This is a genomic window from Jannaschia sp. 2305UL9-9 (genome assembly GCF_041403465.1).
Classification (GTDB): Bacteria; Pseudomonadota; Alphaproteobacteria; order Rhodobacterales; family Rhodobacteraceae; genus Jannaschia.
The window spans coordinates 188,588-212,670 of sequence record NZ_JBGEHM010000002.1 but is presented as its reverse complement, the minus strand read 5'-3'; the positions used below and the strand labels follow the sequence as shown (position 1 = coordinate 212,670).

Here is a 24,083-nt window from a genome sequence, read left to right as displayed (position 1 = left end):
GCCTATGCCCCGATGCGCACGCCCGTAAGACGCTTGCCCAGCGGCACCTCGTTGATCGGCAGGTGGACGATGGCCGACAGCAGGCCGACACCGACACCGACCCACCAGACCGCGACATAGGACCCGGTGCTGTCATACAGCGACCCGCCCAGCCAGACGCCGATGAACGACCCCAGCTGATGCGAAAAGAAGACGAGGCCATAGAGCGTGCCCATGTAGCGCAGACCGTAGATATGCGCGACAAGGCCGGAGGTCAGCGGCACGGTGGCCAGCCAGAGCGACCCCATCGCGACCGAGAACAGGATGACCGACAGGGGGGTGATCGGCATCATGATGAAGGCTGCGGCGACGATGGTTCGGCCAAGATAGATTCCGGCCAGCAGGTACTTGCGTGAATACCGCTTGCCCAGCCATCCGGCGTACAGCGTGCCCGCGATATTTGCCAACCCGATCAGCGAGATAGACACCGCGCCAAGTGCCGACGTCGTCGTGATGCCCATGGAATGAAGGGTGCTGCCGGGATCGATCGGGCCGCACATTTCGGTGACCAGCGCGGGGAAATGCGCCGTGATGAAGGCCAGCTGATAGCCGCAGGAAAAGAACCCGACGAAGATCAGCGCATAGGAGGGATCCCGTAAAGCGCGGCCGAGGATCGTGCCCATCGACTCCTCCAGTTCGGCTTTGCTGGCGGCAGGGGCCCGCATCATCGGCAGGGCGAACAGCGACAGGGCGACGACGCCGGCGAAGATCATGAACACCTCCTGCCATGAATACATCGACAGCAGGAATTCCGCCGCCGGCGCGCCAAAGACCTGACCCAGCGATCCGGCGGCCGTCGCGATGCCCAGTGCCATCGAGCGGTTCTCGTCCGACGCGGCGCGCCCGACGATGGCAAGGATTACGCCGAACCCCATCCCCGCGATGCCGAAGCCCACGAGGATCGACAGGGCCTGATGCCCGAAGGGCGTGACCGCCCCCGCCGACAGCAGCAGACCCGCAGCGTAGCAGATCACGCCCGCGATGATTGCCTTGCGATCCCCGAAGCGGTCCGCGATGGCGCCGAAGATCGGCTGTCCGATGCCCCAGGCCAGGTTCTGAATCGCAATGGCAAGGCTGAACTCCGCCCGGGGCCAGCCGAACTCCGTCGCGATGGGAAGCTGGAACACCCCATAGCTGGCGCGGATGGCAAAGCCGATCATCAGGACGATGCAGCCGGAGACGAGAACGGGTGTCACGAGACGGGAGCTGTGGGTCATGCAGACAGATGCGGCGATCCGCCTGTCCGCGTCAATTCAGCGTTTCTGAGGCGAGCCATGCATTTTCTTGATCGGTCCCCCTCCGCATCCCCCTTGCCACTGGGGACGTCTGCCGTGAAGGGTGCTGCCCATGACCCTGCATGACCTTTACGACGCGCGTGTCGCCGACGGCACCCTGACACCGGACCCCGCCCAGAAAGCCGCCCTCGACCCGCTGGAGGAGGTGCGCAAACTGTTGGAGCAGCCGCCGAAGCGGGGCCTGTTCGGGCGCAGGAAGGCCCCGGACGGGATCATGGGATGCTATCTCTGGGGCGGTGTCGGGCGCGGCAAGTCCATGTTGATGGATCTGTTCCACGAGGCATCACCGGTCCCGTCGCGGCGTGTCCACTTTCACGCCTTCATGCAACAGGCGCATGAGGCGATGCACGAAGCGCGCACGGCCGGAACCGTCGATGCCCTCGGCCCCTTTGCCGATGCGGTCATCGCCGATGTGCGTGTTCTGTGTTTCGACGAGATGCAGATCACGGACATCACCGATGCGATGATCGTCGGGCGGTTGTTCGAAAAGCTGTTCGCAGGCGGGGTCCGCGTCGTCACGACGTCGAACCGGGTGCCGGATGATCTGTACAAGGACGGATTGAACCGCGCCCTGTTCCTGCCGTTCATCGACATGCTGAAGGATCGGATGCTGGTTCATGAACTCGTCAGCCCCCGTGACTACCGTCAGGACCGGCTGTCGGGCGAGCCTCGGTATTTCGTCGGGGGCGGTGCGCTCGACGATGTCTGGGCGCGGCTGTCGGGAGGGCGCAGCGAGGGGCTGACCCTGCGCATCAAGGGGCGCGATCTGCAGCTGCGGGATTTTTCCTCGGGCGTGGCGCGGGCCTCGTTCGATCAACTGTGCGGGCGGCCACTGGGGGCGGGCGATTATCTTGCCCTTGCGCAGGCGGTGCGTGTCCTGATCCTGACCGATGTGCCGCGGCTGGACAGGGCGCATGGAAACGAGACGCGACGCTTTGTGACCCTTGTCGATGCCCTGTACGAGGCGGGCGTGAAACTGATCGTCAGCGCCGAGGCGGAGCCAGAGGACCTGTCCGGCCCGGATGTGTTCGAGTTCGAACGCACGGCCAGCCGCCTGCGGGAAATGCAGGCCGAAGGGTGGGGCGCCGAGGGTTGACGCGATGCGGTGGGGCCGGCGGCGGCCGCGTCACCCGAAATGACGCCCCTCGGGCAAGGCCGACATCGGCAGCGGACCGCAGGGGTTGTCCGGGTCGGGCGACACCGACAGCGGGGTATCCGGGTCGATCCCGCTTTCGTCGATAAACACCCCGTCGACACAGACATCCTGTGCCCGGTTGCCCCCGTTGAAGCCGAAGCCGGGATCGCCGCAATCATCCGCGAAGCCGCCGGCGTTCCATGCCTGATAGGTGCCGTCCTCGCGGTGTCCGCCCATCGGAAAGGACAGGGTCCGGCTGTCGAAGCGGAGCGTCCATGACGTGTCCGGCGTCACGTCCTTGCGCGACCATTGTCCCAGATAGACGTCATGCCGCCATCCGGTGATGCCAAAGCCGCTGACCGTGGTTTCGGTGATCAGCCAACCCTGTGCCGTATCCGGGTACGAAATGTAGCCCTCGATGCGATACCCATCGGCGCCGCGCCAGCAGAAGGTGTGCGTGATGGCCTGCGCAGGACAGGTCGTCGCCAGCAGGAGCAGAAGGGTGCGCGTCAACATGGGGAACTATTGAGCGCGCCTTGATCGCGGTGCAACAGGCAGTCGTGACGATCAGCCGTTATCGCGCAGGACGCGCCCTGCCAGATACAGCGATCCGCAGATCAGGATCCGGGCATCCGGTTCGGTGGCGACGATGCGGGCAATGGCCTCGGCGACGGACCGGTCCTCGGTCGCTGTCAGACCTGCGCGTTCCGCCGCGGCGCGCGTTTCGGCGGCCGACAGGGTATTCGCCTCGCCGGGGATGGAGACGGCGTGCAGATGCGTCGCCTGCGCCGCAAGGGGGCGCATGTATCCGGCAGCGTCCTTGGTGTTCAGCATCCCGCAGATCAGGTGCAGGGGGCGCGGCGGCAGGCGGGTCAGGGCCTCGGCCAGGGCTGCGCCTGCGGCGGGGTTGTGCCCCCCGTCAAGCCACAGCTCGCAGGTGCCCGCAGCCTCGACCAGCGGACCGTGGGACAGGCGCTGCATCCGCGCGGGCCACGTCGCATCGCGCATCGCCGCGGGGGCGCCTTGCGCGCGATCCAGAAGGCGCAGGGCGGCCACCGCCATGCCGGCATTCTGGATCTGGTGGGCCCCGATCAGGCGGGGTGGCGGCAGATCCATCAGACCGTTTTCGTCCTGGAACACCAGCGCGCCGTTTTCCTCGGATACATGCCAGTGCTGCCCGTGGATGTGCAGCGGAGCATTCAGGCGGGCGGCGCGATACTCGATCACGTCCAGCGCGGCGTCGTCCTGCGGGCCGACGATACAGGGCACGCCGGGCTTCAGGATGCCGGCCTTTTCGGCGGCGATCTTTTCGATCGTATCCCCGAGGAACCCCTCGTGGTCCATCGATACCGGAGTGATGACGGTCAGCGCCGGGTTGACCACGTTGGTCGCATCCAGCCGCCCGCCCAGCCCGACCTCCAGCAAGGTCCAGTCAGCGGGCGTGCGCGAAAACGCCAGAAGGGCCGCAACGGTCGTGATCTCGAAATAGGTGATCGGCGCGCCGCCATTGGCGGCTTCGCATTCGGCCAGCAGGTCCGACAGCCGATCTTCGGAGATCAGGGTCCCGGCCAGACGGATGCGCTCATGGAACCGCGCCAGATGCGGCGAGGTATAGGCATGACAGCGATCGCCTGCCCCCTCCAGCCCCGCGCGCAGCATCGCAAGGGTCGATCCCTTGCCATTGGTGCCCGCGATATGGATCACCGGAGGCAGCCGCGTTTCCGGGTGGTCCAACACCTCCAGCAGGCGGTGCACCCGGTCGAGGACAAGGTCGATGACCTTGGGATGCAATGTCATCAACCGATCGAGGACGACATCGGAAGTATCGGTCACTTTGACGGGTCCGACGGGGTGCTGGGGGCGTCGGATTCGACGATCGGGTCAGGCTCCGCAACGGGCAGGGGCGCCTCGGCCGGTGCCGCGTCGGGAACCGTCGTCTCGATCGGGCGCGGCAGGTCCCCGTGCACGACAGGGCCCTTGCCGGTCAGCATCCGCAGGATCGTCGCGATCTCGTCCCGGTGCTGTCCGCGCGGCGTGACGCGGTCGAGCATTCCGTGATCCAGCAGGTATTCGGCACGCTGGAACCCTTCGGGCAGTGTTTCCCGGATGGTCTGTTCGATGACGCGGGGGCCAGCAAAGCAGATAAGGGCATTCGGCTCCGCGATATGGACGTCGCCCAGCATCGCATAGGAGGCGGTGACCCCGCCCGTCGTCGGATGGGTCAGCACCACGATATATGGCAGCCCCGCTTCCTTGAGCATTTCGACCGCGACCGTCGTGCGCGGCATCTGCATCAGGGACAGGATCCCTTCCTGCATGCGGGCGCCACCGGCGGCGGAGAACAGGACCAGCGGCCGGTTCAGTTCGACCGCGCGTTCGGCGGCGGCGATGATCGCGTTGCCGACGTACATCCCCATGGATCCGGCCATGAAGCTGAAATCCTGTGCGGCGGCGACGATGGGGGTCTTGTGGACCTCGCCCTCGGCCACCAGCATCGCCTCGGCTTCGCCGCTGGCCTTCTGGGCGGCCTTCAGGCGGTCGGGATACCGTTTCTGATCGCGAAACTTCAGCGGATCCTCGATCGGGGCAGGCACGGACACGGGCGTGAAGATACCGCCGTCGAACAGCGCCTTGAACCGCTCGCGCGGCGTGATGTTCATGTGGTGGCCGCAGTTCGTGCAGACCTGCAGGTTGTCGCTCAATTCCCTGTGGAACAGCATCGTGCTGCACTCATCGCACTTGGTCCACAGGTTCTCCGGCACCTCGCGCCGGGAAAACAGCGAGTTGATGGTGGGTCGGACGTAGTTCGAGATCCAGTTCATCGCGGCTCTCCTCGGCAGGGGGTCATTGGGGCGAGATATGCGTCACGCGCGCGGAATGCAATTGACGCAACGCCCGATCAATTCGCGGCGGCCCGGCCCGTCCGTCTGGCAAGCCAGAGCCGGATCGCGGCCCAGATGATGATCGTGGTGATCAGGTCCTGCGCGATGAGCGGTCGCAGAATGTCGGTGTTCGTGGCGGTGAACGGTGTCTTCCACCACGACAGACCCGAAAGCGACCCGTCCAGCGCCACGATCAGGACGGCAAAGGCGTTGTTGACGAAATGCATGCCCCAGGCGGCGCCGATCGACCCGGTCACCCGGGTCAGGTCGGCGGCAACAAGGCCGAACAGGGTCGCCGCAGCCACCAGAAGCCACGCATTCGGCCCGGCGGTCGCGGGGTCGAGATGCAGCATGCCGAAAAGACAGGCAGGCAGCACCATCCAGACGAACGGGTGATCGAACCGCGCCGCGACCTGTTGTTGCAGATATCCCCGGAACAGCACCTCCTCCGCCCCCGTCTGCACCAGCAGGCCGAGGATCGCGAGCGGCAGAAAGGACAGGAACAGGTCGGCGGGCGTGTTGCGGATCAGCGTGAAGGGCGCGGGCAGGATCACCATGGTCATGATAAATACCACGGCCGCGATGATCCCCGCGACGGCAAAGCCGCGGGCGGTTCCGGCGCCCGACAACGTCGATGCCGCCCGCCCGTGCCATGCCCGCACGGCGAGGCCACAGCCGGCGGCCATGCCTGTGAAGGTAGCCAGCATCAGCAGGACCGCGGTTGGGGTGTCGGCCAGGGCGATGCGCTGCATCCAGCCGGTCAGGCCCGCGTTGCCCGCCAGGGCCCAGACCGCCAGAAGGATCGCGATGATGCCAAGCATGTAGACGCCCAGCACAGTGACAATGCCGAGAAGCAGGCGCCAGACCTGCGGTTTCGCGCGCGCGGGGGCCACGAAACTCTGGAATTCGGGGGTCCACATGCTCGATGCCCTCGATATGTTTTGTTCGGACCTTAGCGGGGGCCGTCCCGCGCGGCAATCGCGCTTGTCTGTAATTGCGGCCTTCTCTATCCCCGACCGGGACGGACAGGAGGACATCATGCTCAAGACGCCTACGGACAAATCCAAGCTGCCAAGCCGCCATGTGACCGAAGGGCCCGCGCGCGCGCCTCATCGCAGTTACTTCTACGCCATGGGTCTGGGCGAGGATGAGATCCATCAGCCATGGGTCGGCGTCGCCACCTGCTGGAACGAGGCGGCCCCCTGCAACATCTCGCTGAACCGTCAGGCACAGGCCGTCAAGCTGGGCGTCAAGCAGGGCAACGGCACGCCGCGCGAATTCACGACCATCACCGTCACCGACGGCATCGCCATGGGCCACGAAGGCATGCGCTCCTCGCTCGCCTCGCGCGAGGCGATTGCCGACACGGTCGAGTTGACGATGCGTGGCCACTGCTATGACGCGCTGGTCGGTCTGGCGGGGTGCGACAAGTCGCTGCCGGGCATGATGATGGCCATGGTGCGTCTGAACACCCCGTCGGTGTTCATCTACGGCGGCTCGATCCTGCCGGGCCGGTTGAACGGCAAGGACGTGACCGTCCAGGATGTCTTCGAGGCCGTGGGTCAGCACCAGGCCGGCAACATGTCCGATGCGGAGCTCGAGATCCTGGAGCGCGTCGCCTGTCCCTCCGCGGGGGCCTGCGGCGGTCAGTTCACCGCAAACACGATGGCCTGCGTGTCCGAGGCAATCGGTCTTGCGCTGATGAATTCCTCCGGCGCGCCTGCGCCCTACGAAAGCCGCGACCAGTATTCCATCGCCTCCGGTCAGGCGGTGATGAACCTGCTCGAAAGGAACATCCGCGCCCGCGACGTGGTCACGCGCAAGTCGCTGGAAAACGCGGCCCGCGTCGTGGCCTGCACCGGCGGGTCGACCAACGCCGGTCTGCACCTGCCCGCCATCGCGCACGAGGCCGGGATCGATTTCGATCTGGGCGACGTCTGCGACATCTTCCGCGATACGCCCTATTTCGTCGACCTGAAGCCCGGCGGTCAGTATGTTGCAAAGGACCTCTACGAGGCGGGCGGCGTGCCCGTCGTGATGAAGGAGCTGCGCCGCGCGGGCCTGATCCACGAGGATTGCATGACCGCCACCGGCCGCGAGATGGGCGAGGAGCTGGACCGGATCAAGGGTGAAGCCGACGGTCGTGTCATCTATCCGGTCGATACCCCCATCACCAAGACGGGCGGTGTTGTCGGCCTGAAGGGCAACGTCTGCCCCGACGGTGCCATCGTCAAGGTCGCGGGCATCGAGGCGCAGCATCAGCTGTTCACCGGCCCCGCGCGGGTGTTCGAGTGCGAGGAAGAGGCCTTCGAGGCCGTCAAGGCGCGCCAGTACGAGGAAGGCGAAGTCCTCGTCATCCGCAACGAGGGCCCCGCAGGCGGGCCGGGTATGCGCGAAATGCTGGCCACCACCGCCGCCCTGTCCGGTCAGGGCATGGGCAAGAAGGTCGCCCTGATCACCGACGGGCGGTTCTCGGGGGCCACGCGCGGGTTCTGCGTCGGACATGTCGGCCCGGAGGCCGCGCACGGTGGGCCCATCGCCCTGCTGCGGAATGGCGATGTCATCACCATCAACGCCATCGAGGGCACGCTGTCGGTCGACCTGACCGATGAGGAGCTGGAGGCCCGCAAGGCCGATTGGAAAGGCCCCCGCAAGACGATCTACGCGTCGGGTGCCCTGTGGAAGTTCGCACAGCTTGTCGGTTCGGCCAAGTACGGGGCCTGCACCCACCCCGGCGCCAAGTCCGAAGAGCATATCTACATGGACCTGTAGGGGGCCTCGATGCCCCCCCGTCTGATCGAACGACTGCGCCGCCGCCAACAGGCGGCGGTTGCCACCCCCGAGGTCGGTCAGGAAGGCATCGACCGTCCGGCGCAATGCGACTGGGCATGGCGCCCCGCCCCGTGGGCGGCGGGCATGACGCCATCGACGATCGATCATGTCGCGCCGGGCACCCGATTGGGCGTCGGCGTCGCATTGCACCACGATTGCGATCATGCGGATCTGTCGCTGTCACAGGCGGCGGGCGACGTGCCCCATGCGATCACTTTGCGGGTCGGTGCATTCGACGGCAGCTTTCTGTCGCTGGCGCTCGACCTGCCGGCCGACGGGGCCATGACCCTGCGGCGCCATCACGTCGTTATCCTTACCTTGCGGATGCTCGTGCCGCATCCGGGTCCGATGTTTGCCCGGCTGAACATCCGGCAGGGGCCGAACGTCGACCAGCTTGTCACGGGGGTCGCGCCGTCGGTGGACCCGACGACGCCCGTCCTTGCCGAGTTCGATCTTGGGTTCCTGCATGTCAAGCCGGCGCGCCTTGAAGGCGCGTGGGTCGACCTGACCTTCGATCCTCGTGGGGATACGTCGATCCGGATCGAGGATCTGACGGTGACCCGGCGGCCGCGCGCCGACCTGTAACCCCCCGCGCGTGCCTCGCGCATCCGCCCCCATCGGGCGCGAACGGCATTCTGACGCAGCGTTCCTGCGTGACATGCGCCCCGCGTCTGGGCAGGAAGTCGGGCAGGAGGATTTGCCATGACCGATTATCCGCACCTGCTTGCGCCCCTCGACCTCGGGTTCACGACCCTCAAGAACCGGGTGCTGATGGGGTCCATGCACACCGGGCTGGAGGAGACGAAGGACTGGAACCGCGTGGCCACCTTCTATGCGGAACGTGCCGCCGGAGGTGTCGGCCTGATGGTCACGGGGGGCATGGCGCCCAACCGCGAAGGCGGTGTCTTTCCCGGCGCGGCAGGTCTGTTCACCCCCGACGACATCGCCAACCACCGCATCGTCACCGACCGGGTGCATGATGCGGGCGGCAGGATCGCGATGCAGATCCTGCACGCGGGACGCTATGCCTACGGGCCCGAATGCGTGGCACCCAGCCCGATCAAGTCCCCCATCTCGCCCTTCGCACCCAAGGAGCTGGACGAGGAGGGGATCGAGAAACAGATCGCCGATATCGTGACCGCCGCCGTACGGGCCCGCGAGGCGGGCTACGATGGCGTCGAGGTGATGGGATCCGAAGGCTATTTCCTGAACCAGTTTCTGGTCGAACACACCAACCGCCGCACGGACCGCTGGGGCGGCAGCGTCGAAAACCGTCAGAGATTGCCGGTAGAGGTCGTGCGCCGGGTGCGCGCGGCGGTCGGCGAGGATTTCATCGTCATCTACCGGCTGTCCATGATCGACCTGATCCCCAAGGGCCAGACATGGGAGGAAGTCGTGAGCCTTGCCCGCCAGATCGAGGCGGCGGGCGCCAACATTCTGAACACCGGGATCGGCTGGCACGAGGCGCGGATCCCGACCATCGCCACCAGCGTGCCGCGCCGCGCCTTTACCTGGGTTACCAGTAAGCTGATGGGGGAAGTGTCCATCCCGATCATCACGTCGAACCGCATCAACACCCCCGAGGTGGCCGAGGCGGTGCTTGCCGATGGCTGCGCCGACATGGTGTCGATGGCCCGCCCCTTCCTTGCGGATGCGGATTTCGTCCGAAAGGCCGCCGAGGGGCGCGCGGCGGATATCGCGCCCTGCATCGCCTGCAACCAGGCCTGTCTGGACCACACCTTCAGCGGCAAGATCAGCAGCTGCCTCGTGAACCCGCGCGCCTGTCACGAGACGGAGCTGTCCTATGCCCCCGCCGACACGCCGCGCCATATCGCCGTGGTCGGCGCCGGGGCGGCTGGGGCGACCGTCGCGATGATCGCCGCCGAACGCGGACACCGCGTCACCCTGTGGGACAAGGCCGACGCGGTCGGCGGTCAGTTGAACATGGCCAAGGTCATTCCCGGCAAGGAGGAGTTCGTGGGCCTCGTCGACTGGATGACGCGAATGGTCGACCACCCCTCGATCGATCTGCGCCTTGGCGTGGCCCCGTCTGTCGACGACCTGTCGGGGGCCGATGAAATCGTGATCGCCACCGGCGTCATGCCGCGCGATCCGGGGATCGCCGGGCAGGACGGACCGAACGTGGTCGACTACATCGATGTTCTGCGCGGCGGGGCCAAGGTCGGCAAGCGTGTCGCCATCGTGGGGGCCGGGGGGATCGGGTTCGATACCGCCGACTATCTGGCCCATGGCGACGGTCCCTCCACCACCGAGGACGTGGAGGCCTGGCTGGCCGAATGGGGCGTGGCCGATCCCGGTGCGCACCGCGGCGGTATCGACCCGGAAGGCCCGCAGCCGGAACCCGCATCGCGCGAGGTGACCCTGCTTCAGCGCAAGGCCGAAAAGGTCGGCAAGCGTCTGGGCAAGACGACCGGCTGGATTCACCGTGCAGGCCTTCAGATGAAGGGCGTCAGGATGGTGCCCGGGGTGAATTACGAGCGCATCACACCCGAAGGGTTGCAGATAAGTTTCGGCGAGGCGCGGGAGCGTCCGACCCTTGTCGCATGCGACACGGTGGTTCTGTGCGCGGGACAATTGCCGGACCGGACGCTGGCCGATGCCCTGACCGAAGCGGGCGTTGCCTGTCACGTCATCGGTGGCGCGGATGTGGCCGCCGAACTGGATGCCAAGCGCGCCATCGACCAGGGCGCGCGGCTGGCCGCGACGCTTTGAAGGGCAATCGGTATCGGGGGGAAACGGCGAAAACCTTAACTGTTTCCCTGTTTCCCGCCCCAGTCTAATCCAGAAACGAACCCGGCATTGGCGCAGGTGGGGCACGGTCTTGCCGCATTCCGCGGGCATCAACCTTGCAACAGTTTAACAGTGCAAGGGTCTGCCCCCAATGGATCGTCTCTCGGAAATGGAAGCCTTCGCCACGGTCGTCGACCAGGGCGGGTTCACCGATGCCGCCAAGAAGCTCGGCATCTCGAAGTCGGCGGTATCCAAGCATGTCTCCTCGCTCGAAACGCGCCTCGGGGCCCGTCTTCTGAACCGGACGACACGTCGGGTCAGCCCGACGGAGATCGGTCTCGCCTATTACGACCGTGCCCGTCGGGTCCTGAACGATGCAGGCGAGGCGGACGCCTTGGTTACGGCCATGCAATCGGCACCATCCGGCGTATTGCGCGTGTCGGTGGCGACGGATTTCGGGGTCAATCACCTGTCGCCGATCCTTGGGTCCTTCCTGCATGAATACCCCGACATCACGGTCAACATGGTGCTCAACAACCGCTTCGTGGAGCTGATCTCCGAAGGGTTCGATCTTGCCGTCCGCATCGGTGAGCTCGAGGACAGCTCGCTCCGCGCACGCAAACTGGCCGAGACGCAGAAGATGATGATCGCCTCGCCCGAATACCTCGAGGAATACGGCCGCCCCCAGCGGATCGATGACCTGAACGAGCACAAGCTGCTGCATTATTCGAACCAGGCCAACGGATCGGTCTGGAAGCTGACGGCGCCGTCTGGCGAAAAGCGTCAGGTGCGGTCCGCCGGTTGGTTGACGGTGAATGACGGGCAATCCTTGTTGAATGCCGCCTGCAATGGCCTCGGCATCGCGTTCCTGCCGTCGTTCCTCTATGCCGAAGCGCTCAAGGACGGACGCCTCGTGCCCGCGATCGAAGGCATGTCCCCCGAGACCCAGGGCATCTACGCGGTCTATCCGCCCGGCCGCTATACGCAGCCAAAGGTGCGCGCCTTCATCGATTTCCTTGTCGAGAGCTTTCGCGACAAGGGCGCCGGGGACTGGTAGGCCCCCCCCCCCCTCTTTCCGCAGGGCGCCCCCGGTTTTCATGGTCCGGGGGCGTCTTGCGTTCAGGCCTACTCCGTGGAGGTGATCACCACCTCGACCCGGCGGTTCACTTCCCGTCCGTCCAGCGTGTCATTGCGCGCAAGGGGGGCAAAAAAGCCGACGCCGTGAGTTTCCACCCGGTTTGCGGCAATTCCGTGGGTGCCGGTCAGCAGGGCGCGCGCGCTGTCGGCACGGCTGCGCGAGATGGCCATGTTTCCGGCCGCCCCGCCTTCGGCATCCGTATGGCCGACCAGCGCGATGGTGACCCGTGGGTTCGCCTCGAGGAAGTCGGCAAGGACCGACAGCGACGCGTAATCCGACCGTGTCAGCGTCGTGGACCCCGTGTCGAATTCCAGATCCGCGAGGACGGCCCGGCCGGTCGTCGTCAGTGCGGCAAGAATGTCCCCCTCTGCCACCGGGGTGATCATCGGGGTCGGCGTCGGGTTCGACGCGCTCTTGGTGACGGGGGCAAGGCTGCCCTCCGGTGCGACGGTCGTCTGCTGGACATAACCGATGCCGGCTGATGTGCTGACGACAAGGTCGACCCAGGCATCGTCCTTGCGGACCGACAGGTATCGATAGGCGGCAAGGTCGACGAACATTTCGGGCGCTGCGGTCACGTCGATGTCGAAGCGGAAGTCATAGCCACCGCACCCCCGCGTCTCGCAATCCAACAGCACCTCGTAGCCGTCCGCGACCAGCTGTTCGCGCAGGGGGGCGAGGATCTGCAAAGGCGTCATGTCCGGTGCCGACAACTGCCAGACCTGGCGTTGCACGGCGCCCTCGACCGCCTCGAACGGTGTGGTTTGCGCCCAGGGTCCCGTCGCGACGCGATGGGTGGCCAAGGGGCGGGTGTCGACATGGGTCAGGGTGGCGGGGGCCGGCAGGGTCAGTTCGGCGGCGGTGGCGGGTGCGGTCCCCATGGGGCCGGTCGCCACGACCCCGGCAAGGGCCAGACCTGCCACCGCCCGGTTCACCGCGCCTGACCGTGGTATTCGGGGTTCGGCGTCATCGCGATGGCCGAAGCGACGCGGTTCGACATGTTGAAGAACCCCGCGACCGAGGCAAGATCGAAGATATCCCGCTCCGACAGGCCATGACTGCGCAGGGTGGCGCGATCCGCCTCCTTGATCGTGGCCGAGGCCCGGGTCATCAGGACGGCAAAATCGAGCATTGCCTTCTGTCGGTCGGTCAGGGGAGCCACGCGGTAATTCATGGCAATCATCTCGCCCAGTGCCGGGTCCCCCGACAGGGCGCGCACGGCGGCGCCATGGGCCACGAGGCAATAGAAGCACCGATTTTCCGCGCTGACCGCGACGGCGATCATCTCGCGCTCCAGCTTGGACAGGCCCGACGGCGCCAGCATCAGATCGTTGTACATGGCGGTAAAGGCGTTCAGCTTGTCGACGTCGAAGGCATAGGCGCGCAGGACATTCGGCACGAAGCCCAGCTTTTCGACGCAGATGTCGAAATAGCGCTGCGTCGCATCGGGCAGCGGGTCCATCTGTGGCAGGTCGAGGGCGGTCGGGCGATCTGTCATTGTCTTCTCCAATAGCGGTATCCGCCCTGCCGGACGAGTCCCGCCCGTGCGTAAAGCGTCGTGGCGGCGATGTTGTCCGCCTCGACCGGCAGGACGATGTGGTCCGCGCCATGGTCCCGCGCCCAGTTCGCGGCGTGGCGGATCCCCAGAAGGCCCACGCCCTGACGGCGATGCGCCGGAAGGGTCAGCACCATGTGCAGCACGGCAAGGCCATCGTGGATGCCGACGAACAGGGCGCCTGCCGCCCGGTCATTGGCCCGCAGCAGGATCGCGGTGCGCGGCTCGGGGGCCAGATGCATCGGGACACGGCGGGGGGGCGGGTTTCCATGCGCCTCCCACAGGGCGTCGCAGATCGCGAGGGGGGGCCAATGGGCAAAGCCGCTGACCCTTGGAAGATCGCCGACGAGGGGCGCGACGGGGCCGGCCATCAGGTCCGATATCCCCTCGTCGCGATAGCCTTCGGCGGCAAGCGTTCGGGCCAGATCATCCTCCACCCCATCCGTCGTGCCGAAGATCGTGCCGGGGCGCAGAGCCTCGACCGCTGCGATATCGGCGACGGTCGCCGTCGCACCGGGGCGCAAACGGGCCGAGGTGGCGCGGCGGCTGCCCGACGTCTCGGCCGGCAGATCGAAGGGGCCGGAGTGGAGCAGCGCCGAAGGCGGCCAGGTGACGCGGATGGCCGCCTGGATACGTTCGGCGCCCGGCAGGGTCATGGGAACAGTGTCTCGAGCTGTGCGGTCGCGGTTGCGACGCGGTCCGGGTCCTGCCCGCGTATCACGATGTTCGCGCCGAACTTGCCGTCCTTCTGGAACGGATAGGATCCCATGGACAGGTCCGGGAATTGTGCCGCCAGATCGCCCAGAGGGCCGGCAATGTCGCCTTCGCCCTTGTCGATGCGGGTCGAGGTGGAGGTCAGCGGCACACCCCCCGTCAGGGTCGGCAGAACGCTGGCCACCATGGCCTGGAATACCTTGGGCACACCCGCCATGACGTGGACGTTGCCCAGTGTGAAACCCGGTGCGATGGACACGGGGTTTTCGATCAGCGTCGCGCCATCCGGGATCCGCGCCATGCGCAGCCGTGCGGCGTTCAGGTCCGACCCCTGCCGGTCGTAATGGGCCTGCAGCAGGGCGCGCGCATCGTCGCGCACATCCACCGTGACGCCAAAGGCCGCACCGATGGCATCCGCCGTGATGTCGTCGTGGGTCGGCCCGATGCCACCGGAGGTGAACACCGTGTCCCACTTATCCGACAGGGCGCGCACCGCGGCCACGATGGCATCGTGATCGTCGCTGACGATGCGGACCTCCGACAGGGTGATCCCGGCTTCGGTCAGGGCACCGGCTAGGTGATGCATGTTGGCGTCGCGCGTGCGTCCTGACAGGATTTCATCCCCGATGACGAGCATGGCTGCGGTGGGCATGGTGTCGGTGGGGTCTGTCATCTGGGGCTCCGGGGGGACTGCGTGTCCACAAGGGTATAGGGCGCCGGTGGGGGCTGTGCCAGCACGCCGGTCATGGTCGTCCGCGGGAACCGCGCGTATATGCCGGTCATGCGCTTTGCCACGCCCCTGATCCCCGCCACCCTCGTGCGTCGCTACAAGCGGTTCCTTGCGGATGCCGTTCTGGATGACGGGCGCGAGGTGACGGCCCACTGCCCCAACCCCGGTGCCATGCTGGGTCTGAACAGCCCCGGCAGCCGCATCTGGCTGGAGCCGAACGACGACCCCCGCAAGAAGCTGAAATTCGGATGGCGCCTCAGCGAATTGCCCGGCGGGCACATGGCGGGCATCGACACCGCCGTGCCCAACCGCGTGGTGGGGGAGGCCTTGCGCGCGCGGGACGTGCCGGGGCTGGAGGCCTATGGCGGGGTCCGGCCCGAGGTGAAGTATGGCGACCGGAGCCGCGTCGACTTCCTGCTGACCGAGGCGGGCCTGCCCGACGCCTACGTCGAGGTGAAGAACGTCCATCTGCGGCGGACAGGCGATCTTGCCGAGTTCCCCGATTGCGTGACGCTGCGGGGGGCGAGGCATCTGGTGGATCTGTCGAAGATGGTCGCGCGAGGACACCGCGCCGTCATGCTGTATCTGGTGCAGCGTACGGATTGCGGGCGGCTGGCGATGGCCGCGGATCTGGACCCCGGCTATGCGGCCGCCTTCGAAAAGGCGCGTGCCGCCGGTGTCGAGGTCATCTGCCTGTCCACGCGAATAACCACCGAAGGTGTCTGGGCCGGCCCCCCTCTGCCGCTGGCGGGTGGATAGTCGCGCCGCGATATCCTATGTGACGATCAAGTGAGAGCGGAGGCGAGACCTTGGACGAACATCGTGGCCGATTGACCCGTGACGGAATTCGCATCCATGAGGACGCGGATTTCGCGGGTATGCACGCGGCGGGCAGACTGGCCGCCGAGATCCTCGACCGTATCGCCGAACATGTCGTGCCCGGTGCGACGACCGGTGCCCTGAACGATCTGATCACCACATGGGTCGAGGAGGCGGGCGCCAAGTCTGCCACCATCGGCTACAAGGGGTATCAGCACGCAAGCTGCATCAGCGTGAACCATGTCGTCTGCCACGGCATCCCCGGCGACAAGGTTCTCAAGAACGGCGATATCCTGAACATAGATGTCACCGTGATCGTCGACGGCTGGTTTGGCGACACCTCGCGGATGTATGTGGCCGGCAGCCTGTCGCGCAAGACGGAACGGCTGATCCAGGTCACGCACGATGCCCTTATGAAGGGGATCGAGGCGGTCAAGCCGGGCAATACCTTCGGCGACATCGGTTTTGCGATTCAGGCCTATGTCGAGGCGCATCGCATGTCGGTGGTGCGCGATTTCTGCGGGCACGGTCTGGGCCGTGTCTTTCATGCGCCGCCCAATGTTCTGCACTATGGTCGTCCCGGAACCGCCGCCGTACTGGAGGAGGGGATGTTCTTCACCATCGAACCGATGGTCAACCTCGGCCGTCCCGAGACCAAGGTTCTGGCCGACGACTGGACCGCCGTGACACGCGACAAATCGCTGTCGGCGCAGTTCGAGCATTCGATCGGTGTGACCGCCACCGGGGCCGAGATCTTCACCCTGTCACCGGCGGGCAAGTTTCACCCGACCTATGGCTAGTCGCGCGCCGGGTTGAGGGCCTTCAGGCTTTCTTAACCATTTTTGTCCGAAGTGGGCGGCATGACCCAGCCGCCCCATGACCCCCGCCCACAGTCCAGCTTTGCCGAAGCCTCGGCCATAGACCTGTTCACGCGTGCCCCGGTCGATGCACCCGTGCCGCCGCCTTCGGCGAACGATCCCGACCTGATGGTGGGAAACAGGGATCACCGGCTGGACCACCGCGCCCGCCTGCGGCACCGGTTCATGACGGGCGGTGCAACCGCCATGCCGGACTACGAATTGCTGGAAATGATCCTGTTCCGGGCCCTGCCGCGCGGCGATACCAAGCCGCTGGCCAAGCGCCTGCTGGCTGCGTTCGGCGATCTGAACCGCGTGATGGCCGCCCCCACGGCGCGCCTGTCCGAGGTCAAGGGCGCAGGGCCGGCAGTCGTGGAGCAGATCAAGATCATGGAGGCCGTGGGGCACCGCATGGCACGCGCCAAGGTGATCGGGCGGCCCGTCCTGTCGTCGTGGGACGCCCTGCTCGACTATCTTCAGACCGCCATGTCCCATCAGGAGGTGGAGCAGTTCCGCACCCTGTACCTCGACCGCAAGAACGTTCTCATCGCGGATGAGCAGCTGGCTGAGGGAACCGTCGACCATGTTCCGGTCTATCCGCGCGAAGTGATGAAGCGCGCGCTCGAACTCAATGCCTCGGCGCTGATCCTCGTGCACAACCACCCGTCCGGCGATCCGACCCCGTCGGAGGCCGATATCACCATGACCTACGCGATCCGGGACGCGTCCAAGGTCCTGGGCATCGTGCTGCATGACCATCTGATCATCGGCAAGGCGCGGGAACTGTCGTTCCGGTCCGAAGGGATCCTCTAGCCCGCCTCCTCCGGCGACAGAAGGCCTTCGGCAACCAGCCTGTCGGCCCATCCCTGCGGTTCGGCGAACAGGTGCGTTCGCCATCCGCGTGCATCGGCGGCGGCGATGTTGTCCGCCCGGTCGTCGGCAAAGATCAGGTCGCCACCCTTCAGGCCGGTCGCGTCTTCCAGCATTTCGTAAATGCGGGCGGCGGGTTTGATGACCTTCATGTGGCCCGAGACGAAGGCCTTGTCGAACTCGTCCAGAAATTCATACCGGGTTCTGGCAAGGGCAAACGTCTCGACCCCGAAATTGGTCAGCGCAAAGACCGGCACCCGCTTGGCGCGCAGGGCCCGCAGAAGGCGGATCGAATGGTCGATGCGCGGTGTCGCCAGATCCAGCCAGCGATCGTGCCACATCCGGATTTCGGCAGCGAACTCGGGCGTGGCCTCCGCCTCGGCGTAGACGACATCGCGAAAGCTCTCGCCCATGTCCACGCGGTCGTTCATCGCATGCAGGTCGACGGCTTCGAACATGGCGCGGCGGCGGGCCTCACCGACTTCGGCATCGAAGAAGCGCTCTGGCTGCCATTCGATCAGGACGTTGCCGATGTCGAAGACGACTGCACGGGGGGCGCTCATGCCAGATGGTCCGCATGGAAGGCCACGTGATCCGGCACGAAGGTCGAGACGAAGAAATAGCTGTGATCGTATCCTTTTTGCAGGCGGATCTGTGCCTCGGCCCGGTGTTCGGCGACGGCCCCCGCGAAGGCGGCGGTGCCCAGCTTGTCGTAGAACTGATCCGCGGTGCCCGTATCGATCAGGCAGGGCGGCAGGGTGGCGCCCCCCGCCAGAAGGTGCGTTGCATCGTGGGCGGCGGGATCGCCGGTATAGGCCGTCAATTGGGGGGTGCCCCAATCGCTGGCCGACGGATTGCAGATCGGCGCAAAGGCCGAGACGCTGCGATATTGGCCCGGATGCTTCAACGCCAGGGTCAGCGCCCCGTGCCCGCCCATGGAATGCCCTGTGATCGCCTGTCGCGTGTCATCGAGGTCGAAGGCGGCAAACACCGTTTCGGGCAGATCGTTGGTGATGTAGCGTTCCATGCGGAAATGCGGTGCCCACGGTGCCTCATCCGCATCGACGTAGAAGCCCGCCCCTTGGCCCATGTCGTAATTGTCGTCGTCCGCGACGGCGTCGCCGCGCGGGGACGTGTCGGGGAAAACCACGGTCAGGCCCGCCTCGGCCGCCCAGACCTGAAGGCCCGCCTTGGTCATGGCATTTTCATGCGTGCAGGTCAGGCCGGACAGATACCACAGCACCGCGCCCGTGGGGTCAGGGGGCAGGAACAGGCCGAAGGTCATTTCGGTTCCCGTCGCGTCGGAGGCATGGGCATAGACGCCCTGGGTGCCACCAAAGCAGCGATTTTCGGACAGGGTCTTCATTCAGGATCCTCCGGTGAACAGGGAAATGACCGCCGACAGGGTCACGATGGACACGGCCGTCGATACGAGGATGGCGGCGCTGACCCGTTGGGGGGCCACGCCATAGTGCTGCGCCAGCATGTAGACATTGCCCGCCACGGGCATGGCCGCCGCCGAGACCATGACGGTCACGGCAAAGGGGTCCGCGACGGGAAAGATGTAGATCGCAGAGATGCCGACCGCGACGGGATGGATGACGAGCTTGCAGAAGGTCAGCCAGCCCGCGATCGACAACCGCTCGGCCGTCTTGCCCGCAAGCGATGCCCCGATGGCGAACAGGGCCCCGGGCGTGGCGGCGGCCCCGAGGATCGTCAGGAATTCGTTGACGGGCGTCCAGAGGGTCCGGCCTGTCGAGGACCACGCAATGCCAAGGGTGATCGAGACGATCATGGGGTTCTTTACGAGGCCAAGGCCCACGGTGCGCAGCGTCCGCATCGTGATGCGACCTTCGCGTGACCCGGTGATCAGGATCACGATCAGCGACGAAAAGACGATCAGGTCGGTCGCCAGGATCATCAGCATCGGTCCCGCGCTTTCGGGCCCAAGGATCAGGACGAACATCGGTATCCCGAGAAAGCCGACGTTGCCGATGGTCGCGACCTGCGCCTCGACCGCGGATTCCGCGACGGTCAGGCCGCGCAGGAACCCAACCGCGGTTGCGATCAGATAGACGATGCCGCACCCCCAGAGGTAGGCGATGATGAACCGTCCGTCGAAGATCTCTGCCAGGGTCAGATTGGCCGCGAAATTGAACAACAGCGCCGACAACGCGAAGTAGAACACGAACTTCGTCAGGTAGGCGGTGGCTTCCTCGTTGAAGAATTTCGTGCGTCCCGCGAAATAGCCGAGGCCGATCAAGGCGAAGAAGGGGACGGTTTTCAGGAAGATCGCCAGCATGGCTGCATCGCTATCCCTCGGCGCGGGGGGTGTCTAGCGGCACTGGCGCACAAGGCGTGGCCGCCGTGGTCCTGTCCAGCCGGGGGCGGGGTGCGATGCGGCGGAATGGCCGCTGCTGCGGCGTCACCCGGATCCGATCAGGATGCCCGCGGCAAGGACCAGTGCGCCACCTGCCACGACCTGCAGGGCGGCGCGCCAGAAGGGCGTTTCCATCCAGCGGTTCTGAATCCACGCGATGGCCCAGAGTTCGACGAACACGACGCCGATCGCGATTGTCGTTGCCAAGGTGAAATCCGGGATCAGATAGGGCAGGGCATGGCCCAGCCCGCCCACGGTCGTCATGATCCCCGAGGCGAAGCCGCGCTTGATCGGAGAGCCGCGCCCGGACAGCTGGCCGTCATCCGATGCCGCTTCGGTAAAGCCCATCGAGATACCCGCGCCGACCGAGGCCGCAAGACCCACGACGAATGTCGTCCACGTGTCCCCCGTGGCAAAGGCCGCGGCAAAGATCGGGGCGAGGGTCGAGACGGAGCCGTCCATCAGACCCGCGAGGCCCGGTTGCACCCAGACGAGGATGAACTGTCGCTTGGCGTGGTCCGCCTCGCGGGTGCGCGCGGTGTCGTCCAACCCGGCCGTCATTTCATCGGCGCGGCGTTCGTGCCCGGCCTCGGCGGCCGCCAGATCCCCCAGCACCTTGCGCGTTGCGGCATCGGATGTCGCCTGTGCGGCACGCATGTAGAACGCATGCGCATCGCGTTCCATCGCGGCGGCCTCGGCCCTTATGCGATCCAGCCCGAGGCTTTCGATCAGCCAGATCGGGCGACGTGCGTGATAACCGGCCACGTGCTCCCGCCGGATCAGGGGAATGACCCGGCCGAACCGGTCCGCATGCAGGTCGATCAGCCGCCTGCGATGGCTGTCTTCCTCCTCGGCCATGGTGTCGAACACCTTTGCGGTGTCCGGATACTCGGCCCGCAGATGTTCGGCGTAGGTGCGATAGATGCGGGCATCGTCCTCCTCGGCCGAGATGGCGAGTGCCAGCACTTCCTGTTCGGAAAGATCGCGGAAACGGCGACGGAAGGCGAACCGGGTCAGCATGCCGAAAACATGATCGCGGGCGATGCGTGAACGCAAGCACGGAAAAGTGAACCAAACGGTTCAGTTTATGTATTGCGTGGCGCTACTGATGATGTATTTAGCAGATTATGAACTGAACGGTTCGGTTCAAAATGATACGGAGACCGCACGCCATGACCAAGATTATCTTCGCCGCCCTGACCGCCTCGCTCGTTGCCATGCCGGCTCTCGCTCAGAACATCGACATCGACGATGACGGTTGGCGTTTCGTCGACGCCCCCGCCGCCGCCACGATGACCGTCGACATCGACGACGATGGCTGGACCCGCGTGGATGCCCCCGTCGTTCGGTCCGGCCGCTCCGGTCTGAGCGCCGATGGGACCTGCACCCAGCTGGAGCTGTCTGCCGGGATCTCCGGCGATGCCTGTGGCACCGTCAGCCTCTCGTCCATTGCCACGATCATGGGTTCCGGCAACTGAGCCGTTCGCCCATTATCGACGGATCGCGCGGGCGCCCGCCCCTCCCACGGGTGGCCCGCGTCGATTCCGTCGGGCGTCCTTTACGTGATGCTTGTGCCGCTGGCGCCTCAGCCTATATTTCGGGCGCAGAGGGGTGCGGGATGAATGACGTGATGCCGATCAAGAAGGGCCGGAAGTTCGACCAGGTCCTCGACGGGGCCCGGACCGTGTTCATGTCCGATGGCTACGAAGGCGCCAGCGTCGATGCGATCGCGCGCGCCGCCGGCGTGTCCAAGGCCACCCTCTACAGCTATTTCGCGGACAAACGCCTGTTGTTCATGGAAGTTGCCAAGGCGGAATGCAGCCTTCAGATCGAGGAGGCGGACACGATCCTGACCGTCGACGCCAACCCGCGAGAGGTGCTGTGCACCGCCGCCGACCGGATGTTGTCGTTCTTCCTGTCGTCCTTCGGTCAGTCGATCTTTCGCATCTGTGTCGCCGAATCCGATCGCTTTCCGGAACTGGGCCGGGAGTTCTACGAAACGGGCCCCAAGCTGTTCCGCGCCAAGATGGTCGAGTATCTGCGCGAAGCCGTCGCCGATGGCGAGCTTGTCATCGACGATCTTGCGCTGGCCGCGGATCAGTTCAGCGAGCTGTGCAAGGCGACGCTGTTTTCGGAGTTGATGTTCGGGATCCGGAAATCCGTGTCCGAAGCCGAAAAGACACGCGTCATCGAAGGCGCGGTCGAGACGTTCCTCGCCCGCTACGGCGTCAAGGAACATCTCTGACCGGTGTGTTCAGGCCGGTTTGACGCTGGCCGTCACGTAATTCACGGACAGGTCCCGGTCGGACAATTTCCATGACCACAGGACCGGGTTGAAGACGAAGCCCATGCGATCCTCGGGGCGCAGCCCCGCCTGTTCGATCAACGCGAACAATTCGTCCGGGGTGATGAACTTGGACCATTCGTGGGTCCCCTTCGGCAGCCAGCGCATGACGTGCTCTGCGCCGATGATCGCCATCAGGTAGGATTTTGGGTTCCGGTTGATCGTCGAGCAGATCATCAGGCCTCCGGGACGCAAGAGGCGCTGACAGGCCGTCAGATAGGCGAGCGGGTCGGAGACATGTTCGACGACTTCCATGTTCAGGACGACGTCGAACGGTGCCTCGTCGGTTTCCAGAAGCGCCTCGGCGGACGTATGGCGATAGTCGATCTCCAGGCCGGACTGGGCGGCGTGGGCCTGGGCCACCGGGATATTGCGTTCCGCCGCATCGACGCCGACCACGGTCGCGCCCAGACGGGCCATCGGTTCCGACAGAAGGCCACCGCCGCAACCGATATCGAGGATACGCAGTCCGGCGAATGGCGCGTTGGTCGACAGGTCCCGGTCGAACTCGCCCGCGATCTGTCGTGTGATGTAGTCCAGCCTGCACGGGTTCAGCATGTGCAACGGCTTGAACTTGCCTTCCGGGTCCCACCACTCGGCGGCCATGGCCTGGAACTTCGCGATTTCTGCGTCGTCGATGGTGGTGGTCATTGGATTGATCCTTTCGTCCGATATCCATGGTGCGGCGCGCTGTCTGACCTATATAGGTCGACGATGGATAGAAATACGTCACAAGGCCCGGCTGCGGCACTGTATCCCCCGATCGACCCCTTCGATCAGCGCATGGTCGACGTGGGCGATGGGCATCGGTTGTATGTCGAGCAATGCGGCAATCCCGATGGGTTGCCGGTCGTCGTCCTGCACGGGGGGCCGGGTGGCGGGTGCAGCCCGATGATGCGGCGTTTCTTCGATCCGGCAATCTACCGCGTGGTACTGTTCGATCAGCGCGGCTGTGGCCGGTCCCGCCCCCATGCCAGCGTGCGCGACAACACGACATGGCACCTCGTCGCGGATATCGAGCATATCCGCAATCTGCTGGCGATCGACCGTTGGGCCGTTTTCGGGGGCAGTTGGGGGGCGACCCTTTCCCTGATCTACGGAATCACCCATCCGGACCGGACGGCCCGCCTGATCCTGCGCGGTGTCTTCCTGATGGAGCAGCGGGAGCTGAACTGGTTCTACGGCGGTGGCGCGGGCCAATTCTGGCCGGATCAGTGGAATCGGTTCACCAGCCTCATTCCGCCGGAGGAGCATGACGACCTGATCGCGGCGTACAAGCGCCGCCTGTTCGATACCCCCGCGCATGAACAGGTCCGCTACGCCCGCGCATGGGCCTCCTGGGAGAACGCGCTCGCCTCCGTGCGCAGTCAGGGCCAGAGCGGAGAGCCCAATGGCGAATACGCCCGCGCCTTCGCGCGGCTGGAGAATCATTATTTCAGCAATGCCGGTTTTCTGGAGCACGACGGCTGGATCCGACAGAACCTGCACCGGCTGACCGGCGTCCCGACCGTCATCGTGCAGGGGCGCTATGACATGATATGTCCGCCCCTGTCGGCCCAGCTTCTGGCCAGTGCATTGGATGCGGCGACGCTGCACATGATCCCGTTTGCCGGCCACGCCCTGTCGGAGCCGGGTATCTCCGAGCAGTTGGTGCGGTCCCTCGACCGGATCGCGCAGACCCGAACGGACACCCTCAGGTTCGACGACTGACAGTCATGGGCCGAGGTCGGGCAGATGCTGCC

At 65.7% G+C, this 24,083-nt stretch carries 25 protein-coding genes; 11 read left to right on the top strand and 14 right to left on the bottom strand.

All coding sequences use genetic code 11. From position 1 onward, the window contains the following. Positions 1-2: 2 nt before the first annotated feature. Complete coding sequence (locus tag V6N07_RS08845) at positions 3-1,256, bottom strand: MFS transporter (protein WP_371155717.1); 1,254 nt, start codon at positions 1,254-1,256, stop codon at positions 3-5. A gap of 130 nt (positions 1,257-1,386) precedes the next feature. On the opposite strand from V6N07_RS08845, the gene zapE reads away from it, so the two are divergent. Further along, entirely contained in the window at positions 1,387-2,430 is a 1,044-nt protein-coding gene (gene zapE / locus V6N07_RS08840; RefSeq protein ID WP_371155715.1) for a cell division protein ZapE, read from the top strand. Positions 2,431-2,460: 30 nt separating this feature from the next. Here the strand turns inward: zapE and V6N07_RS08835 are convergent, their stop codons facing one another. From V6N07_RS08835 to V6N07_RS08820, 4 genes are all read right to left on the bottom strand, one after another. Next, on the bottom strand, positions 2,461-2,985 hold the full coding sequence (locus V6N07_RS08835) for a hypothetical protein (RefSeq protein WP_371155714.1): 525 nt from the start codon (positions 2,983-2,985) through the stop codon (positions 2,461-2,463). A 51-nt stretch (positions 2,986-3,036) separates the two neighbouring features. Beyond that, entirely contained in the window at positions 3,037-4,302 is a 1,266-nt protein-coding gene (locus V6N07_RS08830) for a folylpolyglutamate synthase/dihydrofolate synthase family protein (RefSeq protein WP_371155712.1), read from the bottom strand. Continuing rightward, a complete protein-coding gene (gene accD, locus V6N07_RS08825; protein ID WP_371155710.1) occupies positions 4,299-5,291 on the bottom strand; it encodes an acetyl-CoA carboxylase, carboxyltransferase subunit beta in 993 nt (330 codons plus the stop codon). The genes V6N07_RS08830 and accD overlap by 4 nt, the downstream gene beginning before the upstream one ends. A 77-nt stretch (positions 5,292-5,368) precedes the next feature. After that, on the bottom strand, positions 5,369-6,271 hold the full coding sequence (locus V6N07_RS08820; protein ID WP_371155709.1) for a lysostaphin resistance A-like protein: 903 nt from the start codon (positions 6,269-6,271) through the stop codon (positions 5,369-5,371). A 118-nt stretch (positions 6,272-6,389) separates the two neighbouring features. On the opposite strand from V6N07_RS08820, the gene ilvD reads away from it, so the two are divergent. The 4 genes from ilvD to V6N07_RS08800 all read left to right on the top strand — a co-directional run bounded on the left by ilvD (position 6,390) and on the right by V6N07_RS08800 (position 11,991). Then, the gene (gene ilvD, locus V6N07_RS08815; RefSeq protein ID WP_371155708.1) at positions 6,390-8,123 is read left to right on the top strand and encodes a dihydroxy-acid dehydratase; all 1,734 of its coding nucleotides are present in this window, start codon (positions 6,390-6,392) and stop codon (positions 8,121-8,123) included. A 9-nt stretch (positions 8,124-8,132) separates the two neighbouring features. Further along, positions 8,133-8,768, top strand: coding sequence for a DUF6478 family protein (locus tag V6N07_RS08810; RefSeq protein ID WP_371155706.1), 636 nt, complete (start codon positions 8,133-8,135; stop codon positions 8,766-8,768). 117 nt (positions 8,769-8,885) lie between these two features. Then, entirely contained in the window at positions 8,886-10,916 is a 2,031-nt protein-coding gene (locus V6N07_RS08805) for an FAD-dependent oxidoreductase (protein ID WP_371155704.1), read from the top strand. 169 nt (positions 10,917-11,085) lie between these two features. After that, on the top strand, positions 11,086-11,991 hold the full coding sequence (locus V6N07_RS08800; RefSeq protein ID WP_371155702.1) for a LysR family transcriptional regulator: 906 nt from the start codon (positions 11,086-11,088) through the stop codon (positions 11,989-11,991). A gap of 68 nt (positions 11,992-12,059) precedes the next feature. Here V6N07_RS08800 and V6N07_RS08795 read toward each other — a convergent pair whose 3' ends face one another. Genes V6N07_RS08795 through V6N07_RS08780 form a run of 4 tightly spaced genes read right to left on the bottom strand, consistent with a single transcriptional unit; the run spans position 12,060 to position 15,014 of the window. Next, the gene (locus tag V6N07_RS08795) at positions 12,060-12,995 is read right to left on the bottom strand and encodes an OmpA family protein (protein WP_371155700.1); all 936 of its coding nucleotides are present in this window, start codon (positions 12,993-12,995) and stop codon (positions 12,060-12,062) included. Between the two features lie 8 nt (positions 12,996-13,003). Continuing rightward, positions 13,004-13,570 carry a peroxidase-related enzyme gene (locus V6N07_RS08790; RefSeq protein WP_371155699.1) on the bottom strand — a complete coding sequence of 189 codons (567 nt, stop codon included), beginning with the start codon at positions 13,568-13,570 and terminating at the stop codon, positions 13,004-13,006. Beyond that, on the bottom strand, positions 13,567-14,283 hold the full coding sequence (locus V6N07_RS08785) for a GNAT family N-acetyltransferase (RefSeq protein WP_371155698.1): 717 nt from the start codon (positions 14,281-14,283) through the stop codon (positions 13,567-13,569). Before V6N07_RS08785 ends, V6N07_RS08790 begins: the two co-directional genes overlap by 4 nt. Continuing rightward, entirely contained in the window at positions 14,280-15,014 is a 735-nt protein-coding gene (locus tag V6N07_RS08780) for a competence/damage-inducible protein A (RefSeq protein WP_371155696.1), read from the bottom strand. The genes V6N07_RS08785 and V6N07_RS08780 overlap by 4 nt, the downstream gene beginning before the upstream one ends. 108 nt (positions 15,015-15,122) lie before the next feature. Here V6N07_RS08780 and sfsA point away from each other — a divergent pair, with 108 nt between their 5' ends. From sfsA to radC, 3 genes are read left to right on the top strand one after another with little or no spacing between them, the layout of a single operon-like run. Next, positions 15,123-15,830, top strand: a complete 708-nt coding sequence (sfsA, locus tag V6N07_RS08775; RefSeq protein ID WP_371155694.1) for a DNA/RNA nuclease SfsA — start codon at positions 15,123-15,125, stop codon at positions 15,828-15,830. Between the two features lie 50 nt (positions 15,831-15,880). After that, positions 15,881-16,690 (top strand): type I methionyl aminopeptidase, encoded by an 810-nt coding sequence (map, locus tag V6N07_RS08770; RefSeq protein ID WP_371155693.1) that lies wholly within the window; start codon positions 15,881-15,883, stop codon positions 16,688-16,690. Between the two features lie 60 nt (positions 16,691-16,750). Then, positions 16,751-17,560 carry a DNA repair protein RadC gene (gene radC / locus V6N07_RS08765; protein ID WP_371155691.1) on the top strand — a complete coding sequence of 270 codons (810 nt, stop codon included), beginning with the start codon at positions 16,751-16,753 and terminating at the stop codon, positions 17,558-17,560. Here radC and V6N07_RS08760 read toward each other — a convergent pair. The 4 genes from V6N07_RS08760 to mbfA form a co-directional block, all read right to left on the bottom strand. Beyond that, positions 17,557-18,180: an HAD family hydrolase gene (locus V6N07_RS08760; RefSeq protein ID WP_371155689.1), complete on the bottom strand. Its 624-nt coding sequence runs from the start codon at positions 18,178-18,180 to the stop codon at positions 17,557-17,559. The two genes, radC and V6N07_RS08760, sit on opposite strands and share 4 nt — an antisense overlap. Next, entirely contained in the window at positions 18,177-18,983 is an 807-nt protein-coding gene (gene fghA, locus V6N07_RS08755) for an S-formylglutathione hydrolase (protein ID WP_371155687.1), read from the bottom strand. Before fghA ends, V6N07_RS08760 begins: the two co-directional genes overlap by 4 nt. Further along, the gene (locus V6N07_RS08750) at positions 18,984-19,919 is read right to left on the bottom strand and encodes an AEC family transporter (RefSeq protein WP_371155685.1); all 936 of its coding nucleotides are present in this window, start codon (positions 19,917-19,919) and stop codon (positions 18,984-18,986) included. Positions 19,920-20,042: 123 nt separating this feature from the next. After that, entirely contained in the window at positions 20,043-21,017 is a 975-nt protein-coding gene (mbfA, locus tag V6N07_RS08745; RefSeq protein WP_371155683.1) for an iron exporter MbfA, read from the bottom strand. 152 nt (positions 21,018-21,169) lie between these two features. Between mbfA and V6N07_RS08740 the strand changes: the two genes are divergently transcribed. Beyond that, positions 21,170-21,475, top strand: a complete 306-nt coding sequence (locus V6N07_RS08740) for a hypothetical protein (RefSeq protein ID WP_371155681.1) — start codon at positions 21,170-21,172, stop codon at positions 21,473-21,475. Positions 21,476-21,615: 140 nt separating this feature from the next. After that, on the top strand, positions 21,616-22,242 hold the full coding sequence (locus tag V6N07_RS08735; RefSeq protein WP_371155680.1) for a TetR/AcrR family transcriptional regulator: 627 nt from the start codon (positions 21,616-21,618) through the stop codon (positions 22,240-22,242). Positions 22,243-22,251: 9 nt separating this feature from the next. On the opposite strand, the gene ubiG is transcribed toward V6N07_RS08735, so the two are convergent. After that, the gene (ubiG, locus tag V6N07_RS08730; protein ID WP_371155679.1) at positions 22,252-22,992 is read right to left on the bottom strand and encodes a bifunctional 2-polyprenyl-6-hydroxyphenol methylase/3-demethylubiquinol 3-O-methyltransferase UbiG; all 741 of its coding nucleotides are present in this window, start codon (positions 22,990-22,992) and stop codon (positions 22,252-22,254) included. Between the two features lie 63 nt (positions 22,993-23,055). Here ubiG and pip point away from each other — a divergent pair, with 63 nt between their 5' ends. Further along, entirely contained in the window at positions 23,056-24,051 is a 996-nt protein-coding gene (gene pip, locus V6N07_RS08725) for a prolyl aminopeptidase (protein ID WP_371155678.1), read from the top strand. Positions 24,052-24,083 lie beyond the last annotated feature (32 nt).

Coding starts and splice junctions, on each gene's coding strand:
- V6N07_RS08845 (WP_371155717.1), bottom strand. CDS start 1,256: ATGACCCACAGCTCCCGTCTCGTGACACCCGTTCTCGTCTCCGGCTGC.
- zapE (WP_371155715.1), top strand. CDS start 1,387: ATGACCCTGCATGACCTTTACGACGCGCGTGTCGCCGACGGCACCCTG.
- V6N07_RS08835 (WP_371155714.1), bottom strand. CDS start 2,985: ATGTTGACGCGCACCCTTCTGCTCCTGCTGGCGACGACCTGTCCTGCG.
- accD (WP_371155710.1), bottom strand. CDS start 5,291: ATGAACTGGATCTCGAACTACGTCCGACCCACCATCAACTCGCTGTTT.
- V6N07_RS08820 (WP_371155709.1), bottom strand. CDS start 6,271: ATGTGGACCCCCGAATTCCAGAGTTTCGTGGCCCCCGCGCGCGCGAAA.
- ilvD (WP_371155708.1), top strand. CDS start 6,390: ATGCTCAAGACGCCTACGGACAAATCCAAGCTGCCAAGCCGCCATGTG.
- V6N07_RS08810 (WP_371155706.1), top strand. CDS start 8,133: ATGCCCCCCCGTCTGATCGAACGACTGCGCCGCCGCCAACAGGCGGCG.
- V6N07_RS08805 (WP_371155704.1), top strand. CDS start 8,886: ATGACCGATTATCCGCACCTGCTTGCGCCCCTCGACCTCGGGTTCACG.
- V6N07_RS08800 (WP_371155702.1), top strand. CDS start 11,086: ATGGATCGTCTCTCGGAAATGGAAGCCTTCGCCACGGTCGTCGACCAG.
- V6N07_RS08790 (WP_371155699.1), bottom strand. CDS start 13,570: ATGACAGATCGCCCGACCGCCCTCGACCTGCCACAGATGGACCCGCTG.
- V6N07_RS08785 (WP_371155698.1), bottom strand. CDS start 14,283: ATGACCCTGCCGGGCGCCGAACGTATCCAGGCGGCCATCCGCGTCACC.
- V6N07_RS08780 (WP_371155696.1), bottom strand. CDS start 15,014: ATGACAGACCCCACCGACACCATGCCCACCGCAGCCATGCTCGTCATC.
- sfsA (WP_371155694.1), top strand. CDS start 15,123: ATGCGCTTTGCCACGCCCCTGATCCCCGCCACCCTCGTGCGTCGCTAC.
- radC (WP_371155691.1), top strand. CDS start 16,751: ATGACCCAGCCGCCCCATGACCCCCGCCCACAGTCCAGCTTTGCCGAA.
- V6N07_RS08760 (WP_371155689.1), bottom strand. CDS start 18,180: ATGAGCGCCCCCCGTGCAGTCGTCTTCGACATCGGCAACGTCCTGATC.
- fghA (WP_371155687.1), bottom strand. CDS start 18,983: ATGAAGACCCTGTCCGAAAATCGCTGCTTTGGTGGCACCCAGGGCGTC.
- V6N07_RS08750 (WP_371155685.1), bottom strand. CDS start 19,919: ATGCTGGCGATCTTCCTGAAAACCGTCCCCTTCTTCGCCTTGATCGGC.
- mbfA (WP_371155683.1), bottom strand. CDS start 21,017: ATGCTGACCCGGTTCGCCTTCCGTCGCCGTTTCCGCGATCTTTCCGAA.
- V6N07_RS08740 (WP_371155681.1), top strand. CDS start 21,170: ATGACCAAGATTATCTTCGCCGCCCTGACCGCCTCGCTCGTTGCCATG.
- V6N07_RS08735 (WP_371155680.1), top strand. CDS start 21,616: ATGAATGACGTGATGCCGATCAAGAAGGGCCGGAAGTTCGACCAGGTC.
- ubiG (WP_371155679.1), bottom strand. CDS start 22,992: ATGACCACCACCATCGACGACGCAGAAATCGCGAAGTTCCAGGCCATG.
- pip (WP_371155678.1), top strand. CDS start 23,056: ATGGATAGAAATACGTCACAAGGCCCGGCTGCGGCACTGTATCCCCCG.